Origin of the sequence: Terribacillus aidingensis (genome assembly GCF_040703035.1) — a bacterium.
Taxonomy (GTDB): Bacteria; Bacillota; Bacilli; order Bacillales; family Amphibacillaceae; genus Terribacillus.
The window spans coordinates 1,764,131-1,781,540 of the sequence record NZ_CP159996.1 but is presented as its reverse complement, the minus strand read 5'-3'; the positions used below and the strand labels follow the sequence as shown (position 1 = coordinate 1,781,540).

Annotated in this window: 19 protein-coding genes; 18 read left to right on the top strand and 1 reads right to left on the bottom strand. The window is 44.7% G+C overall.

The features are described from left to right. The first annotated feature begins 52 nt into the window (after nucleotides 1–52). From der to ABXS78_RS09370, 10 genes are all read left to right on the top strand, one after another. Nucleotides 53–1,363 (top strand): ribosome biogenesis GTPase Der, encoded by a 1,311-nt coding sequence (gene der, locus ABXS78_RS09415; RefSeq protein ID WP_095222652.1) that lies wholly within the window; start codon nucleotides 53–55, stop codon nucleotides 1,361–1,363. A 21-nt stretch (nucleotides 1,364–1,384) separates the two neighbouring features. Then, nucleotides 1,385–2,422 (top strand): NAD(P)H-dependent glycerol-3-phosphate dehydrogenase, encoded by a 1,038-nt coding sequence (locus ABXS78_RS09410; protein WP_366249838.1) that lies wholly within the window; start codon nucleotides 1,385–1,387, stop codon nucleotides 2,420–2,422. A 57-nt stretch (nucleotides 2,423–2,479) separates the two neighbouring features. Further along, on the top strand, nucleotides 2,480–2,740 hold the full coding sequence (locus tag ABXS78_RS09405) for a stage VI sporulation protein F (RefSeq protein WP_095222654.1): 261 nt from the start codon (nucleotides 2,480–2,482) through the stop codon (nucleotides 2,738–2,740). Nucleotides 2,741–3,078: 338 nt separating this feature from the next. Continuing rightward, nucleotides 3,079–4,557, top strand: coding sequence for a stage IV sporulation protein A (gene spoIVA, locus ABXS78_RS09400; RefSeq protein WP_095217924.1), 1,479 nt, complete (start codon nucleotides 3,079–3,081; stop codon nucleotides 4,555–4,557). Between the two features lie 228 nt (nucleotides 4,558–4,785). Then, nucleotides 4,786–5,058: an HU family DNA-binding protein gene (locus tag ABXS78_RS09395; protein ID WP_095222655.1), complete on the top strand. Its 273-nt coding sequence runs from the start codon at nucleotides 4,786–4,788 to the stop codon at nucleotides 5,056–5,058. Between the two features lie 150 nt (nucleotides 5,059–5,208). After that, on the top strand, nucleotides 5,209–5,991 hold the full coding sequence (locus ABXS78_RS09390; protein ID WP_366249837.1) for a heptaprenyl diphosphate synthase component 1: 783 nt from the start codon (nucleotides 5,209–5,211) through the stop codon (nucleotides 5,989–5,991). A gap of 2 nt (nucleotides 5,992–5,993) precedes the next feature. Next, entirely contained in the window at nucleotides 5,994–6,713 is a 720-nt protein-coding gene (menG, locus tag ABXS78_RS09385) for a demethylmenaquinone methyltransferase (protein ID WP_366249836.1), read from the top strand. Nucleotides 6,714–6,748: 35 nt separating this feature from the next. Beyond that, on the top strand, nucleotides 6,749–7,720 hold the full coding sequence (gene hepT, locus ABXS78_RS09380; protein WP_366249835.1) for a heptaprenyl diphosphate synthase component II: 972 nt from the start codon (nucleotides 6,749–6,751) through the stop codon (nucleotides 7,718–7,720). A 64-nt stretch (nucleotides 7,721–7,784) separates the two neighbouring features. Next, nucleotides 7,785–8,234, top strand: a complete 450-nt coding sequence (gene ndk, locus ABXS78_RS09375) for a nucleoside-diphosphate kinase (RefSeq protein WP_366249834.1) — start codon at nucleotides 7,785–7,787, stop codon at nucleotides 8,232–8,234. A gap of 107 nt (nucleotides 8,235–8,341) precedes the next feature. Next, entirely contained in the window at nucleotides 8,342–9,124 is a 783-nt protein-coding gene (locus tag ABXS78_RS09370; RefSeq protein WP_366249833.1) for a protein-glutamate O-methyltransferase CheR, read from the top strand. Nucleotides 9,125–9,145: 21 nt separating this feature from the next. Here the strand turns inward: ABXS78_RS09370 and ABXS78_RS09365 are convergent, their stop codons facing one another. Beyond that, nucleotides 9,146–9,379 carry a DUF2798 domain-containing protein gene (locus ABXS78_RS09365; protein WP_095222660.1) on the bottom strand — a complete coding sequence of 78 codons (234 nt, stop codon included), beginning with the start codon at nucleotides 9,377–9,379 and terminating at the stop codon, nucleotides 9,146–9,148. Nucleotides 9,380–9,495: 116 nt separating this feature from the next. Here ABXS78_RS09365 and ABXS78_RS09360 point away from each other — a divergent pair, with 116 nt between their 5' ends. From ABXS78_RS09360 to ABXS78_RS09325, 8 genes are all read left to right on the top strand, one after another. Then, a complete protein-coding gene (locus ABXS78_RS09360; protein WP_366249831.1) occupies nucleotides 9,496–9,789 on the top strand; it encodes a MerR family transcriptional regulator in 294 nt (97 codons plus the stop codon). Between the two features lie 106 nt (nucleotides 9,790–9,895). After that, entirely contained in the window at nucleotides 9,896–11,062 is a 1,167-nt protein-coding gene (gene aroC / locus ABXS78_RS09355) for a chorismate synthase (RefSeq protein WP_366249830.1), read from the top strand. Further along, complete coding sequence (gene aroB, locus ABXS78_RS09350) at nucleotides 11,062–12,141, top strand: 3-dehydroquinate synthase (protein ID WP_366249828.1); 1,080 nt, start codon at nucleotides 11,062–11,064, stop codon at nucleotides 12,139–12,141. Before aroC ends, aroB begins: the two co-directional genes overlap by 1 nt. Continuing rightward, nucleotides 12,138–12,512, top strand: a complete 375-nt coding sequence (aroH, locus tag ABXS78_RS09345) for a chorismate mutase (protein ID WP_366249827.1) — start codon at nucleotides 12,138–12,140, stop codon at nucleotides 12,510–12,512. Before aroB ends, aroH begins: the two co-directional genes overlap by 4 nt. After that, a complete protein-coding gene (hisC, locus tag ABXS78_RS09340) occupies nucleotides 12,509–13,609 on the top strand; it encodes a histidinol-phosphate transaminase (protein WP_366249826.1) in 1,101 nt (366 codons plus the stop codon). Before aroH ends, hisC begins: the two co-directional genes overlap by 4 nt. Nucleotide 13,610: 1 nt before the next feature. Beyond that, nucleotides 13,611–14,708 carry a prephenate dehydrogenase gene (locus ABXS78_RS09335; RefSeq protein WP_366249825.1) on the top strand — a complete coding sequence of 366 codons (1,098 nt, stop codon included), beginning with the start codon at nucleotides 13,611–13,613 and terminating at the stop codon, nucleotides 14,706–14,708. Between the two features lie 11 nt (nucleotides 14,709–14,719). Further along, nucleotides 14,720–16,009: a 3-phosphoshikimate 1-carboxyvinyltransferase gene (gene aroA, locus ABXS78_RS09330; RefSeq protein ID WP_366249824.1), complete on the top strand. Its 1,290-nt coding sequence runs from the start codon at nucleotides 14,720–14,722 to the stop codon at nucleotides 16,007–16,009. 119 nt (nucleotides 16,010–16,128) lie between these two features. Continuing rightward, a complete protein-coding gene (locus ABXS78_RS09325; protein ID WP_366249823.1) occupies nucleotides 16,129–17,382 on the top strand; it encodes a tetratricopeptide repeat protein in 1,254 nt (417 codons plus the stop codon). Nucleotides 17,383–17,410: the final 28 nt, after the last annotated feature.

The following is a 17,410-nucleotide window of genomic DNA, read 5'->3' as shown; positions in this document are numbered from 1 at the left end:
TTGCAACAGAAGAACCAGCACATAAAGGAAAGTAGGAAAGGATGTTCCTTTCATGAGGAAATCAGTAGTTGCCATTGTAGGCAGACCAAACGTAGGAAAATCAACAATATTCAACCGTCTGGCCGGGGAAAGGATCTCCATTGTGGAAGATACACCTGGTGTGACACGTGACAGAATCTATACGGAAGCTGAATGGCTGAACCAGCCGTTTAACATAATTGACACCGGCGGTATCGAAATCGGAGATGCACCATTTCTAGTGGAAATCCGTGAGCAGGCAGAACTTGCCATTGCAGAAGCAGATGTCATCATTTTCATGGTGAACGGGCGCGAAGGTATCACGGGAGCGGATGAAGAAGTAGCGAAGATTCTATTCCGTTCCAATAAGCCTGTTGTACTGGCTGTCAATAAAGTGGACAACCCGGAAATGCGAGATCAGATTTATGAGTTTTACAGCCTTGGCTTTGGCGAACCATTCCCAATCTCTGGTACACATGGTTTAGGGCTGGGTGATTTGCTTGACGCAACTGTCCAGCATTTCCCTGAGCGTGCCGAGATGCAGGAAGATGAAGAAACAATTCATTTCAGCTTGATTGGCAGACCGAATGTCGGGAAATCGTCCCTAGTGAATGCACTGCTTAATCAAGAACGTGTAATTGTAAGTGACGTTGCAGGAACGACGCGTGATGCAGTCGATTCATCCTTCACAAGAGAAGGACAAGACTTTGTCATCATCGACACCGCAGGTATGCGTAAACGCGGAAAAGTATATGAGACAACTGAACGATACAGTATCCTCCGTGCATTAAAAGCGATTGAGCGATCCGATGTAGTCCTCGTACTTATTAATGCAGAAGAGGGCATCATCGAACAAGATAAGAAAATTGCCGGATATGCGCATGATGCTGGTAAAGCAATCGTTATCGTCGTCAATAAATGGGATACGGTTGAATCCGATGAGAAGAAGATGAAGGAATTCACAGACGAAATTCGCGCGCATTTCCTTTACTTGGATTATGCACCAATCGTCTTCTTGTCTGCTAAGACGAAAAAACGGATCCATACACTATTGCCTGCAATTCTGACAGCAAGTGAAAATCATGCGAAACGTATTCAGACAAATGTTCTGAACGACGTTATCATGGATGCCTTGGCAATGAATCCAGCTCCGACATACAAAGGCCAGCGTCTGAAAGTGCTTTATGCTACGCAAGTGGCAGTCAAGCCGCCAGCGTTTGCTGTATTCGTCAATGATCCGGAACTGATGCACTTCTCTTATGTTCGATTCCTTGAGAATAGAATCAGAGAAGCATTCGGATTCACTGGTACACCAATAAAGATTTTCCCTAGAAGAAGATCATAAACAGGGACGAGGAGGATTTTTATGACACAACAGATAGCAGCAGTACTCGGTGCCGGCAGCTGGGGAACCGCCCTTGCCATGGTTTTGGCGGACAATGGACATGATGTGAGACTCTGGTCTCATAATCCGAATCAGGTTGCTGAAATTAACGAGAAGCGCCAGAATGAGAAATACCTGCCTGGAGTGACACTTCCTGAGGCTATTACTGCTTATGCAGATATAGAAGAGGCTGTACATGATGCAGCTGCTGTGATCCTCGTCGTACCTGCAAAAGCAACGCGCGAAGTGGCTGCGAAGCTTGCGGGACACATTCCTGCTGAAGCCGTTATTGCGCATGCTACGAAGGGAATTGAACCAAAAACTAGTAAACGCGTCTCCCAGATGATCGAAGAAGAACTGGAGCATGTCACACATCGTCCAGTCGTTGTCTTGTCCGGTCCAAGCCATGCAGAGGAAGTAGCGAAAAGACAGCCGACGACGCTAAGTGCCTCTTCTGTCGAAATGGAAGAAGCGAAGAAGGTCCAAGAGCTGTTCATGAATGAATACTTCCGCGTTTACACCATCACGGACATGGTCGGCGTGGAACTTGGCGGGTCCTTGAAGAATATCATTGCCCTTGGAGCAGGTATTTCCGATGGCCTGGGTTATGGGGATAATGCGAAAGCAGCATTGATCACAAGGGGTCTCGCAGAAATTGCCCGCCTTGGAACAAAGCTAGGAGCAAATCCTCTCACATTCATTGGCTTATCCGGCATGGGGGATCTCATTGTGACTTGTACGAGTGTCCATAGCCGTAACTGGCGTACTGGTAATATGCTCGGTAAAGGTATGACATTGGATGAAGCGCTCGCCCAAATGGGTATGGCTGTAGAGGGTGTCCGAACGACCGAAGCTGTGGCTGAGCTTGCTGACAAGGCTGGTGTCGATATGCCAATCACCCAGGGAATCAATCAAGTCCTCTTCCATGGTGCAAAAGCCAAGGACATTGTTGATCAGCTTATGACACGTTTGCCAAAACATGAAATGGATGATCTTCAAGATGTATTGAATGCCCGCTAACATTTTTTCTCTCCTTGCATATACTGTTTCGTAGCTAAACTGCAAGGAGGAATGAACGTGGCAGACTTTCAAAAGAACTTGATTGATCAGATTCAGAAAAAATCGAATGTGAAGGCTGATGATATCTACAAGGTAGCCAACTCTGTTAAAAGTGCGAATTTCCAAGACGAAGCAACAGTGCGTGGTTTAGTGAAGCAATTGGCTGCAATGGCAGGCAAGCCGCTTACACAGGCGAAAGAAGATAAAATCGTCAAAGCCATCATCGGTAACAATATGCCGACTGATATGAACACGCTAAGCAAATTATTCAAAAACTAACAGCAGCAATTGGGCAGAACAACTTACCATTCCTTGCCCTTTACGCATAAACTAACTCGCACCAGCATATTTTTCTAGGTTGCCTTGGGTATAATTTAGTCTATTTCAAGAAGAAGCGTCTGCTTCTTCTTTTTTTATTGGTATGATCCCCGACTGCAGGGCATAGATTATCCGCAGAGGGCAATATGCTGTTCGTCCTTTCCTGCAAAACCGCCCTTTGATGCCAGCAGGCAAGGAATCCATTATTTCTAGCATATTTGGATAGGACAACATCATAAACTGCTAGTGTATGTAGCTAAGACTGTCCATGCATCGAAAGTAGATCGGGAGGGGATCTTTTGGAAAGAGTAGATATTTTTAAGGATATCTCGAAACGGACAAACGGCGATATCTACCTTGGGGTGGTAGGGGCTGTCCGAACAGGGAAATCGACTTTTATCAAGAAGTTCATGGAATTGGTTGTCCTGCCTAACATGGAGGATGAAGCAGAGCGGGCCCGAGCCCAAGATGAACTGCCGCAAAGTGCAGCTGGTCGGACGATCATGACGACAGAACCGAAATTCGTTCCGAACAACGCTGTCTCCCTTCAAGTGGACGAAGGTCTGGAAGTAAGTGTCCGGGTCGTCGATTGTGTAGGATATACAGTGGCAGGTGCAAAAGGGTTTGAAGATGAAAATGGGCCGCGTATGATCAACACGCCATGGTATGAGGAGCCTATCCCATTCCATGATGCTGCTGAGATCGGAACCCGCAAAGTGATTCAGGAGCATAGCACCATTGGTGTCGTTGTGACGACAGACGGTTCGATCGGCGAAATTCCGCGAACTGACTATGTGGAGCCGGAAGAACGAGTCGTATCTGAGCTGAAGGAAGTTGGCAAGCCGTTCATCATGGTGATCAATTCGGTAACACCGCATAACCAAAACACCGAGCTGCTCCGTCAGGAATTGAGTGAAAAATATGATATCCCAGTACTCGCGATGAGTGTAGAAAGCATGACGGAACATGATGTATATAATGTGCTTCGGGAGTCGCTGTATGAATTCCCGGTCCTGGAAGTGAACGTCAATTTGCCGAGCTGGGTGATGGTGCTGAAAGAAGACCACTGGCTTCGTTCCAATTATCAAGTAGCCATCCAGGAAACAGTCAAGGATATCAAACGGCTTCGTGATGTTGATCGTGTTGTGGGGTACTTTGATGAATATGATTATATCGAAAGAGCAAATCTTGCTGGAATGGAACTGGGCGAAGGAGTAGCAGAAATCGATTTACATGCTCCGGATGCTTTGTACGATCAAGTACTGAAGGAAATTGTCGGGGAAGAAATTCGCGGAAAAGATCACCTGCTGCAGCTGATGCAGGATTTCTCCCATGCGAAACGTGAGTATGATCAAGTATCCGATGCGCTGCATATGGTAAAACAGACAGGCTATGGTATCGCGGCACCTAGTCTTCAGGATATGGCTTTGGATGAACCTGAAATCATCCGCCAAGGCTCTCGCTTCGGAGTTCGTCTGAAGGCTGTTGCGCCGAGTATCCATATGATCAAAGTAGATGTTCATTCCGAATTTGCACCGATTATCGGAACAGAGAAGCAGAGCGAAGAGCTGGTTCGATACTTGATGCAGGACTTCGAGGAAGACCCGCTTTCCATCTGGGATTCAGACATCTTCGGCCGTTCCCTCAACAGCATTGTAAGAGAAGGAATTCAAGGCAAAATCAGTTTGATGCCGGAAAATGCCAGATATAAATTGAAAGAAACATTGGAAAGAATCATTAACGAAGGATCGGGCGGATTGATAGCGATCATTCTATGAGCGGCAAATGAGCCGCTTTATTTTTTTGTCAAAAAAATATGCTGAAATGCGATAAATTTAAGGTTTTCTGGCGTTTTGTGTTGAATTATGACGCTAAGTCGTATATTATAAGCGTTGATATCGCTCCGTGAGCGGTATTGATAGGTATAAAACCTATCTTTATAGTGAACAAATGATAGCAAATGCTATTGTCTTTACTGTTCAAGGTAATGTCAGGGAGGTGTAATGATGAACAAAACAGATCTTATCAATACTGTTGCTGAGAAAAGCGATCTTTCTAAAAAGGATGCTACGAAAGCTGTTGACGCAGTTTTCGATTCAATCATGGATTCTCTTAAACAAGGTGACAAAGTACAATTGATCGGTTTCGGTAACTTCGAAGTACGCGAGCGTGCTGCACGTAAAGGCCGTAACCCGCAGACTGGGAAAGAAATCGAAATCCCGGCGAGCAAAGTGCCAGCGTTTAAAGCCGGCAAGGCCCTTAAGGATAACGTGAAGTAATTACATATGGGCTGTGATGAGGGATGCCTGAATACATCAGGTGTCCCTCATTTTTATTTGACAAGCTTGCAGACAAGACGAAATAGGACTTGCTATGCTATAATACTTTTTATACAGTTTGAAATACGAAAAAGGGCGCAGGTGATTGTTTTGTCCTATGCATCCATGGAAGAGCTACACACATTACGAAATAAAATAGAGAAGCGCATGCAGCAGACTTATCTGGACAAGAATACGGAAGCGCCATTCTTGGACGAAAATAAGCTGCTGATACTGCAGACGCTATTTGGTCAAACGAACCTGCCCGATAAGCAGCAGACAGACTACGTGATCACAATCATGCTAATCCAGATGGCGCTGGACACACACGATAAAGTGATCGTAACCACTAAATCTGACGAGACAGCTGATGAACGGAAAAACCGACAGCTGACTGTATTGGCTGGTAATTATTATAGTGCGCTGTATTATCAGATTCTTGCCGGTCTGGAAGAAATTGATATGGTGGCGCTGCTGGCAACCAGCATTAAAGAAATCAACGAACAGAAAATGTCATTGCATTATGATACGACTGCAACGGAAGCGTTCTTTACAAAGCTAGGACGGCTGGAAAGCAGCTTGTTCCGAACTGCAGCTTCCCGTTATATGGATACAGCAATACTTGAGCCGCTGAATGAGTATTTCCTGATTAGCAGACTACAGCAGGAGGCCAGGGAAAAGAAACAGACGTCCTTGCTTTCAAAGCTTGCTGCAATTCTAGAAACGGAAAAGAGCGGACTGACTGTGATGGAAGCGATACATCAGGAGATAGAAGCTGCTAAAGATCGGCTTCTAGCTAGACTGGATATACTGCCGCCGGTCTTTGCAAAGTTATCCCGCAAGCTGCTGCTTCAGGGGAATCGGCAGGAAGAGTTATTTCTGGAAGAAGGGTAATTATGGCACAAGAAACGAAAGAACAGCGTGTACACCACGTTTTCGAAAAGATATATGACCGCTATGATTTTATGAACTCTGTCATTTCCTTCAGGCGTCACCGTGCTTGGAGACGGAGTGTGATGAAGAAAATGCAGGTACAGCCAGGAGATACAGCATTGGATGTTTGCTGTGGAACTGGTGACTGGTCCTTTTCGCTTGCTAAGGCTGTTGGTCCGAAAGGGCAAGTGACAGGTCTTGACTTCAGCAAGAATATGCTTTCAGTAGCAGAAAAGAAAAACACGGAAAAATCAATCGATCAGCTATCGTTCACATGGGGAAATGCAATGGAGCTGCCGTTTGAGGATAATTCTTTTGATTTCGTGACCATCGGCTTCGGCCTGCGTAATGTCCCTGATTATCTCCAAGTATTGAAGGAGATGTATCGGGTGGTCAAACCTGGTGGCAAAGTGGTTTGCCTGGAAACATCACAGCCGACGATGTTCGGTTTCAAACAAGTATATTATTTTTATTTCAAACGAATCATGCCAGTATTAGGTAAGCTTCTGGCGAAGAGTTATGATGAATACAGCTGGCTGCAGGAATCTGCAAAGGATTTCCCAGGCAAGAAGGAACTTCGCGGGCTATTCCAGCAAGCTGGACTGACGAATGTGAAGATTAAGACATATACAGGCGGCGTAGCAGCTATGCATATGGGAGAAAAGCCGGCGGTAAGGGACTGACTGGTAAAATGTCTGGACGGATGAAGGTGACGTGAATGAAATTACCGATGATCTACTCATATTTAAAAAAGGATTTGGACAGAATCGAGGATGCGATGACAAACACGATTCGCGCGGAGCATCCTGTCCTGGAGGATGCGTCGGTACAGCTTCTCCGAGCCGGAGGCAAGCGGATCCGACCGGTTTTCGTTTTGCTGAGCGGTAAGTTCGGAACGTATGAACTGCCTCGGATCCAAACCGTGGCCGTCGCACTCGAATTGATTCATATGGCTTCGCTTGTTCACGATGATGTCATTGACGATGCGGAACTCCGACGTGGGAAACCGACCGTAAAGGCGAAATGGGACAATAAGGTGGCCATGTATGCGGGTGATTATATCTTCGCTCGTTCCCTGGAGTACCTTTCTAAGCTGGAAGAGCCAAGGGCGCACCAGATTCTTGCGCACACGATTGTCGAGCTTTGTATCGGTGAAGTGGAACAGATTCGGGATAAATACCGGATTGAGCAGCACTTGAAAGATTACCTCCGGCGTATACGCCGTAAGACAGCGATACTTATTGCAGCCAGTGCACGGCTTGGTGCAATTGCATCCGGTGCATCACTTCAGCATGAGCGTGCATTGTATCGGTACGGTTATTATGTGGGTATGAGTTATCAGATCATCGATGATGTGCTCGATTTCACTGCATCTGAAGCTGATTTGGGCAAGCCTGCTGGCGGTGATTTACTGCAGGGGAATATGACACTTCCTGCTTTGCTTGCATGCGAAGATCGTTTCTTCAAAGAACGGCTTACACAGGTCTTTCGCAATCCGGAAGCCTTGGATCAGGAAACTTTGCAGCCATTTATCCAGCACATAAAAGATTCAGACAGCATCAAGCGATCGTTGGAAATCAGTGACCGCTACTTACAGAAAGCATATCAGGAATTGGATAAATTGCCGCCAACAAGAGATCGCAATACACTGAAACAAATTGCTAGACATATAGGTAAGCGCAGCTCCTGATTGTAAAACGCTTACATAACTGGTATGATGACAGTAAAGTTCAGAAAAGGGAGCTGTATTTAGTATGGAAAAAACATTTTTGATGGTTAAGCCGGATGGCGTACAACGTGGATTGATTGGGGAAATCGTAACAAGATTTGAAAAGAAGGGCTTGAAGCTTCTGGCAGGTAAGATAATGGTTGTAACAGAAGAGCAAGCAAAGACGCATTACATAGAACATGAAAGCAAACCCTTCTTCGGTTCTTTGATCAGCTATATTACATCCGGTCCGGTATTTGCAATGGTTTGGGAAGGCAAGGATGCTGTCGCACTGACGAGAAGTATGATTGGGGCAACTAAACCAACAGATGCAGCGCCAGGGACTATCAGAGGCGATTATGCAGTCGAGATGAGCCGTAACCTTATCCATGGTTCTGACAGCGCAGAAAGTGCTGAACGGGAAATCGCAAATATGTTTAAAGCCGATGAACTGGTTTCATATGAACAAGCAACAGCGAAATGGCTATATGAATAAATGAAAAATGCAGGCGTACATGCCTGCATTTTTTTTATTTTCTTCTACCAACAATCGTCTTTATACAGTAAAATAGAACTAGATACATATAGACAGGGGAACATGACGTGGCAACAGATTATGATTACTTTGTACAGCAAATCAAAGCACATACGGGTATCGATTTATCACAATATAAAGAAGCGCAGATGCTGAGGCGTTTGACGACGCTTCGTGAAAAGAGAGGCTTTAAAGATTTTAAGGCATATTTCCAGGCAATTAAGGATGACGCTGCTTTGATGGATGAGTTCCTTGATCGCATGACCATTAATGTCTCTGAATTCTACCGTAACTATCAGCGCTGGGAAGTGTTGGAGCGACGGATATTACCCGAACTGCTCAAGAAAAAGAAGCCGCTGAAAATATGGAGTGCCGCTTGCTCTACCGGTGAAGAACCATATACATTAGCAATCCTTCTTGATCGTTACGCTAAGGGAACTTCGTACACCATCCATGCAACCGACTTAGATCAGCGTGTGCTGGATACCGCTAAGCTCGGAAAGTATAATGAAAGGGCATTGAAAGAAATGCCAGCAGCTATCAAATCCGCTTATTTCAATCAAGACGGATCCGTATTCCAAATAAAAGACGAATTAAAGCAGCATATTCAATTCAAGCAGCATAATCTGCTGGCCGATGCTTATGATACGAATTACGATTTAATCATTTGCCGGAATGTACTTATTTACTTCACAGAAGAAGCGAAGGCAGATATATACCATAAATTCAGTAAATCCTTGGCATCTGATAGTTATCTCTTTGTCGGCAGTACCGAACAAATATTCAATCCCGGCATCTATGGCTTGGGAGCGGTCGACACATTTTTCTATCAAAAACAAAAAACAGACTAGGACACTTCCTAGTCTGTTTTCTTATTCTTTAATCCGTATTATCTTCGACACATGTCGATTGACGAATGCCGGAAGAAAGAAAGAGATGGCGAATACTAAAGTAAAAGCAATGATCCAAGCACGCAGCCAGTTTGATAATTGGAAAGCTTGTAATCCTGAATTCACTGCTGTTAATGTAAAAGAAATAATGGCGGTCATTATGGCAGCAGTGACAGCGCTGCAAAGAACGCGATGAATTTTTGAATTGACAATCATGTTCGTACTCCTTTTGTAACTAATCTCCAATAATTATATATTATCTTCAAAAGTTGTCAAATGGATTAAATGACGTATAATGATGCTAAAGCTGCATGGAGGGGGCAAAATTTTGAATGGATGAAATTGATTATAAACTGCTGCGGCAGATGGCGGTAACTATTGGAGACGCAGCTAAAATCACTGATATTCCGATTCGAAAGCTTAGATACTGGGAAGATAAAGGTTATATCGATAGCGTAGAGGAAAAGACGAATACGACAAGGCGGTTCGATTATTATATGATCAAGAAAATTGTCCTTATGAAGGAATTGTTGGAAGACGGTTATACCGTGGAAGCTGCCTCTAAAAAAGCGGAAGCCCGTCTCGGCACATTGCGTCACGTATTCGAGGAGCGCAGCCGAAAATAACGATAAGTTACTGCTCGAAAATATTGTCAGAATTGTTCCCACTTAAGAAACAAGTTATGTTATAGTAAATAAAATTACAAAGAACAGAGACAACGGAGGAATATACATGCGCTACTTAACTGCAGGTGAATCACATGGTAAACAGCTTACAACAATTGTAGAAGGTGTTCCTTCCTATTTACCGTTGACTACCGATGATATCAACGCATCCTTGCTTGAGAGGCAGAAAGGTCATGGCCGGGGCAAGCGAATGCAGATTGAAAAAGATTTGGTCGACATTGTAGGTGGTGTCCGTCATGGATATACACTAGGATCTCCTATCGCACTTGTCATACATAATGATGATTTTAAGCACTGGGTAGATGTAATGGGTGAGGACCCAGTGGAAGATCCGCAAGCTGTGCGTCGAATCGTCTCACGTCCAAGACCCGGACACGCGGATTTAAACGGTGCCTTGAAATACGGCCATCGCGACATGCGAAATGTATTGGAGCGTTCATCTGCTCGTGAAACAGCAGCACGCGTGGCAGCTGGTGCAGTAGCTAAAAAGCTTCTTGCAGAATTGGATATAAATATTGTTGGCTATACAAAAGAGATAGCGGGCATTAAAGCAGTTGAATTCCCAGATTATACATATGAAGAAAGAAATAGTATTTCAAAAGCATCATCTGTACGTTGCCTTGATCCACAGGCTTCAGAACAGATGGTAAATGCGATTGATCAAGCAAAGAAAGACGGAGATTCTATCGGCGGTGTCGTGGAGGTCTTTGTAGAAGGACTGCCAGCAGGTATTGGATCTTACGTGCACTATGACCGTAAACTTGATGGACGTATTGCAGGTGCTGTCGCGAGCATCAATGCATTCAAAGGTGTGGAATTCGGAATCGGCTTTGAAGCAGCAAGACTTCCAGGAAGTCAAGTACATGACGAAATTGCATGGGATAAAGAAAATGGCTATTACCGCAAAACGAATCGTCTTGGCGGACTGGAGGGCGGCATGACAACTGGTATGCCACTCGTTGTCAAAGGTGTCATGAAACCAATCCCGACTCTTTATAAACCGCTTCAGAGCGTGGATATAGAGACTAAGGAGCCGTTCAATGCCAGTATCGAACGTTCCGATAGCTGTGCCGTTCCGGCTGCAGCTCTTGTAATGGAGCATGTAGTGGCATTCGAGATAGCAAAGGCGATTTTGGAACAGTTCCCGAATGATCAGTTTCCAAAGCTTCAGGAAGCAATCAAAAACTACCGGGAAGAAATCCGGGTGTTCTGATGGAACAGATAACAGTAAAGGCAAGTCAGTCAAGTTACAAAGTTTCTATAGGTGCGGGAATCAGGCATAAATTGTCTGAGTTCCTGCCTAAGTCCTATCAAAATGTATTTGTTGTAACCGATACTAGTATAGCACCTCATTATCTGGATGATTATGTATCTTCGCTCTTGCCAGATGCTAGGATAACAAAGAAAATCATCGAGCCAGGGGAAGCGGCTAAAAGTAAGGATGTATATTTCGACATATTGGATAGTATGTTCGAGGCTGAGCTTGACCGAAAGGCCCTGGTCCTAGCCTTGGGCGGAGGAGTTATTGGTGACTTAGCTGGGTTTGTGGCAAGTACATATATGCGAGGCATCGACTTCGTTCAGCTGCCGACAACAATCCTTGCCCATGATTCGAGTGTCGGAGGTAAGGTTGCGATCAACCATGAAACTGGAAAAAATCTTATTGGAAGCTTCTATCCTCCAGTTGCTGTCGTCTACGATGTAGACACTATTACCACACTACCAGAAAAAGAAGTGCGAAGCGGCTATGCTGAGCTAATCAAGGAAGCTTATATCGGAAACGCTGCCTTTCTTAGTCAGCTGCTGGAACGTGAAAAACTAGACAAAGAAAATCAGGAACTGCTTATTCAGGATTTATCTTATGGAATACGTGTGAAAACGAAGATCGTTGAGGCAGATGAAAAAGAAAATGACCTGCGCAAGTTTTTGAATCTCGGTCATACACTCGGACATGCAATTGAAGCTGAAGCAGGCTACGGCACATTCACTCATGGAGAAGCTGTCGCAATTGGTATGCTGTTTGCTTTGGAGTTGAGTGAGAAACGATTCGGAGCTGATTTGCGTTTAGAGGAATTCCGCAGCTGGATGGAACGAAACGATTATCCGTTGCAATTGCCTGATCTTTCTCCCGAAAGACTCGTTAAGAGAATGCAAATGGATAAAAAATCGGAGAACAAAGAAGTACACATGGTGCTGCTTCGTGAAATCGGAGAACCGGTGACTGAAAAAATCGATCATGATACGCTTCATGACGCTGTTAGATCATTCCTTGAGAGGATGAGCAGAGCATGATACGAGGTTTTAGAGGAGCAACAACTGTAGCTGAGAATGATGAGAAACAAATTATCGAAGCAACTGCAGCTATGCTGGATGAAATAGTCTCGAAGAATGCGATAGACCCGGAGGATGTTGTCCAAGTACTCATTTCGGCTACTCCCGATTTGACAAAAACATTTCCGGCAAAAGCATTGCGCGTCTTTCGTGATGACTGGACATATGTACCTGTCATGTGTATGCAGGAGCTGGCAATCGAAGGCGGGCTGCCTAAATGCATTCGTGTGATGCTGACAGCACGGACTGACTTGGCACAGAAGGACATTCATCATGTTTATCATGAGGAAGCAATCAAATTACGTCCCGACTTAAAGGAGGAGCATCAATGAGAGCAAAACAGATTTTGAATGAATTGACAGCTTACAAACCAGGAAAACCGATGGAAGAGGTTCGGAAGGAATTTGGATTGGACCGCATCGTAAAACTCGCATCCAATGAAAATCCCTACGGTTTTTCAGCTAAAGTAAAAGAGGCTTTGCCGACATTCGCAGATGAACAAGAGATCTATCCTGATGGATATGGTACAGCATTGAAAGAGAAATTGGCAGAGCGCTTTGGCGTAGGCTTAGATCAAATCGTTCTCGGAGCGGGTTCTGATGAAATCATTATGATGCTTTGCCGCACATTCCTTGCGCCTGGCCTTAACACGGTAATGGCACATCCTTCTTTTTCGCAATACCCGCATCATGCTTTGATTGAAGGGGCAGAAGTCCGGGCAATTGAAACAAAGAACGGGTTCCACGACCTTCCAGCAATGCTAGAAGCAATCGACGAGAAAACAGGAATTGTTTGGCTATGTACACCTAACAATCCAACAGGAAACCATATTGCCAAAGCAGACTTTGAAAACTTCCTTCGTCAAGTTCCAAAAGAGGTTCTGGTAGTAGCGGATGAGGCTTATGTCGAGTTTCTGGAAACAGATGACTATTTTGATACACTAGCTGCTTTGAGTGAATACCCGAATTTGATCACACTGCGCACTTTCTCTAAAGCGTATGGCTTAGCTGCATTGCGCGTTGGTTACGGAATCGGTCATCCGGAAGTTATTCATAAGATTAACGTAGTAAGAAGTCCGTTCAATAATACGACAATTGCACAAAAGGCAGCAATTGTGGCACTTGATGATCAAGAATTCATCAAGGATTCCATCGCTAAGAATAACCAAGTGAAGCATAACTTCCTGGCATTCTGTGATGCTCACCAAATCAAATATTATGAGTCACATACAAACTTCGTCTTGATATACGATCTGCCTGTTAGCGGAGATACTGTCTTCCAGCATATGCTTTCCAAAGGGTTTATCATTCGTTCCGGCGACGCTCTCGGTATTCCGAACAGTGTCCGAATCACAATTGGTAATGAACAAGATATGACGGAATTCACTGTGTTACTTAATCAATTCCTGACTAGCGTGAAAGAAAGCTAAGATGGAGACGGTCGTAATCGCGGGACTTGGTTTGATCGGCGGCTCACTTGCTCGTAATATCCAAACGCACAAGCAAGTTCATCTTATCGGAGTAGATCAAAGGGAAAGTACGTTGGAGTATGCCCTAAAGCATGAGATCATCGATGAAGCGTCGTCTTCTTTCCAAGAAGCTGCACGCAAGGCAGATATCATTATACTTGCTGCACCAGTTTCCAAGTCTGTCGAGCTACTTAAGGAGCTTGATAGTATGAAACTGGAAAAAGATGTGCTTGTAACCGATGTTTCATCAGTTAAGGGTCCGATCTTCCAGCAGGCTGCGTCCCTTCAGTCCAACAAAGTATACTTCGTCGGCGGCCACCCGATGGCAGGTTCCCATAAACACGGAATAGAGTCTTCAAAAGCGCATTTGTTTGAGAATGCCATATATGTTTTGACACCTGTTCAGCGGGCTAGAGAAAGTGATATCAAGCGGTTGGAGAACTTGCTTGATGGTACGAAAAGTAGTTTTATCACGTTATCGGCAGAAGAGCATGATGAGATGACCGGAGTTGTTTCTCATTTTCCTCATTTGATTGCATCTGCACTGGTACAGCAGGCAAAGAAATGGGAAGCGAAACATAGCTTCCTTCCTAAACTCGCTGCAGGCGGATTCCGTGATATCACCCGGATTGCCTCGAGCAATCCGGGGATGTGGCAGGACATTTTCTTTCAGAACAAAGAGAAGATGGGGGTCCTGCTTGACGATTGGATTGAGGAAATGCAGGCTTTTCGAAAGCTTTTGGCAGAAGATCAGGGACAGCAGATTCATACCTACCTGGAAGAGGCGAAGCAATATCGGGACGGTTTAGAACCTCGGAAAAAAGGTGCAATCCCAGGGTATTACGATTTGTATGTCGATATTACTGACCAGCCCGGAGCTTTGCAGAAAGTTCTCACCATTGTCGCTGACGCTGGTTTGAGTATTGTGAATATCCAAATACTTGAGCTGCGCGAAGGACTGACGGGTGTTCTTCGCCTCAGCTTTTCAGAGCAGAAAATCCAGCTGAAGGCAAAAGGTGTGCTGGAAGTTTTTGGATATGAAGTAAAGATAGAAGATTGAAGGTGGAAGCAGTGACAGATGTACGACTCAAACCTACAGCAAAGGGACTTTCTGGTTCTATTACCGTACCAGGCGATAAATCGGTTTCCCACCGAAGCATCATTTTCGGTGCTTTGTCCAAAGGAAAAACTACTGTCCGTCATTTCTTGACTGGAGAAGATTGTCTTCGGACGATAGATGCTTTTCGAGCGCTTGGTGTCTCGATTGAACAGGATGGGGACACGGTTATCATCGATAGCGCAGGGAAAGACAGCTTTACAGAACCGACTGTTCCGATTTACTTTGGTAATTCTGGAACAACGGCGCGCCTATTGCTTGGTGTTTTTGCAGCCTTGCCATTTCATATAACAGCATACGGGGATGCATCACTTACTAAACGACCGATGGATCGTGTTGTGATTCCTTTGCGACAGATGGGGGCAAAAATAAATGGGCGTGAGCAAGGGAAATATTTGCCGCTGGCCATTGACGGACAAAATCTCTCAGCTCTTACATACCACACCCCAGTAAAAAGTGCACAAGTGAAATCAGCTTTGCTGCTTGCAGGTTTATTGGCAGACGGCGAAACACAGATTTCGGAAGATGTCAAGACGAGGGATCATACCGAACAGATGCTGAAAAGCTTTGGAGCAAGTATTGATGTAACAGGTACGACTGTCAAAGTTCAAGGCGGTCAGCAGCTCATTGGAACGGATGTCTATGTTCCCGGAGATATATCCTCGGCTGCTTTCTTCCTTGTTGCTGCATGTCTTGTTCCAGGCAGTGAAATCATACTAACGAATACCGGTTTGAACGAAACACGTACTGGCATTTTGGATGTGCTGCAGCAAATGGGTGCCGATATGGAAATCATAGAGCATGACATTCAAGCTGGTGAGCGAATCGGAGATATCACAATACGATATCGTCCTTTGAAAGGTACAGAGATTGGCGGAAACATCATTCCCCGGCTTATCGATGAGCTGCCTATCTTGGCATTACTGGCAACACAGGCTGATGGGGAAACAATCATCAAGGATGCGGAGGAACTTCGTTTCAAGGAAACCGATCGAATCGAGGCGATAGCAGCTACACTGCGGAGTTTTGGTGCTGAAGTGGAATCGACACCTGATGGAATGAAAATTTCTGGAAATCAATCCCTTACGGGTGCAACTGCTGATTCTTTCGGTGATCACCGAATCGGTATGATGATTGCTATTGCCAGTTTGATTGCAAAAGGGGAGACAGTACTAAGTGATGCTGACAGCATCAATATCTCTTACCCATCATTTTTTGCGGATCTACGTGCGCTGCAGGATTGATTATGTCTGATTCCCAAACGGGAATCAGACTTTTTTGCTGTTCTAAAGCTATTGCTTTAGGTTACACTGAAGACAGATCGATAAGCCGAGAGGCGTGTAAATAGAAGGAAGTGTGGAAAATGGAAGAAATTAGAAAAGCAATATCTTATATGGAGAATGATCAGCCACAAGAAGCGGTGGATACATTAGAGGCTTATTTACCGGCTGCCAATGAGGAAGAGAAATTCACGATAGCAGAATTATATATGCAGTGGGGCATGCATGAAGAAGCAAAAGCAGTCCTGCTTCAGCTCGAGCAAATGTTCCCGGATGAAATGGAGCTTAAGATGATGCTTGCTGAACTTTTCATTGATCTGAATGAAGACCAGGAAGCAATTGATAAGCTTGATCAGATTGTGGAGGATGAGGACTATTTTATCCCAGCTCAAATGCAGCTTGCTGATTTGTATGAGGCACAAGGTTTATTTGAAGTCGCTGAGCAAAAACTGCTGGCAGCAAAACGATTCGACCCATCTGAACCTGTCATTGATTTGGCATTAGGAGAGCTTGCTTTATCGACTGCATCCTACTTGAAAGCAATCACTTATTATGAAAAAGTCTACGAAAAGCAGACTGCCATGGGTGATATCGATATCGCCCTTCGCCTCGCAGAAGCTTATGCTGCTACAGGTGAATTCGAGAAAGCATTGACTTATTACCAGGAAACCGATGTCGATGATGTGGAACAGCTGTTCAGTTTTGGGTTCACGGCCTTCAAGCTAGCCAGATATGATATTGCTATCAGTACATGGGAGAAACTTCTTAAAGAGGAAGCGGATTATCTGTCTGTCTATGAGTATCTTGCCAAGGCCTATGAAGAAGAGGGCTTGATGGAGAAGGCATTCGAAACGGCAGAAAAAGGATTGTCATTGGATGAGTATAACCAGAAGCTCTATTTCACTGCTGGCCGTCTTGCAAGACAGCTTGGCAAAAATGATCGCAGCTATTTCCTTATTCGTCATGCAATTGCACTCGACCCGGGTTATAAAGAAGCGATTCTCTATTTGATTGAGAATTTCAAGCTGGATGAAGACCACGAGGCTATCATCGAATTATTGACGCATATCCTGGAGACAGATGAAGAAGATGCAGCGTACCGTTGGGAGCTTGCGCGTGCCTATAATGAAACTGAAATGTTTGATGAGGCATTAAAGGCATATGGGGAAGCATATACTAACTTCAAAGATGATAGCGATTTTCTAAAAGAATACGGATATTTCCTATTGGAAGAAGGGAGGATGCAAGAGGCTGTCGAAATACTAAAAGAGTATCTTCGCCTGGAGCCATCAGATATCGAAGTAGAGGAGAATATCAACCGGCTCTTGTCTCAATAAATGCATTGAATTGAAATCATTTCGCTTT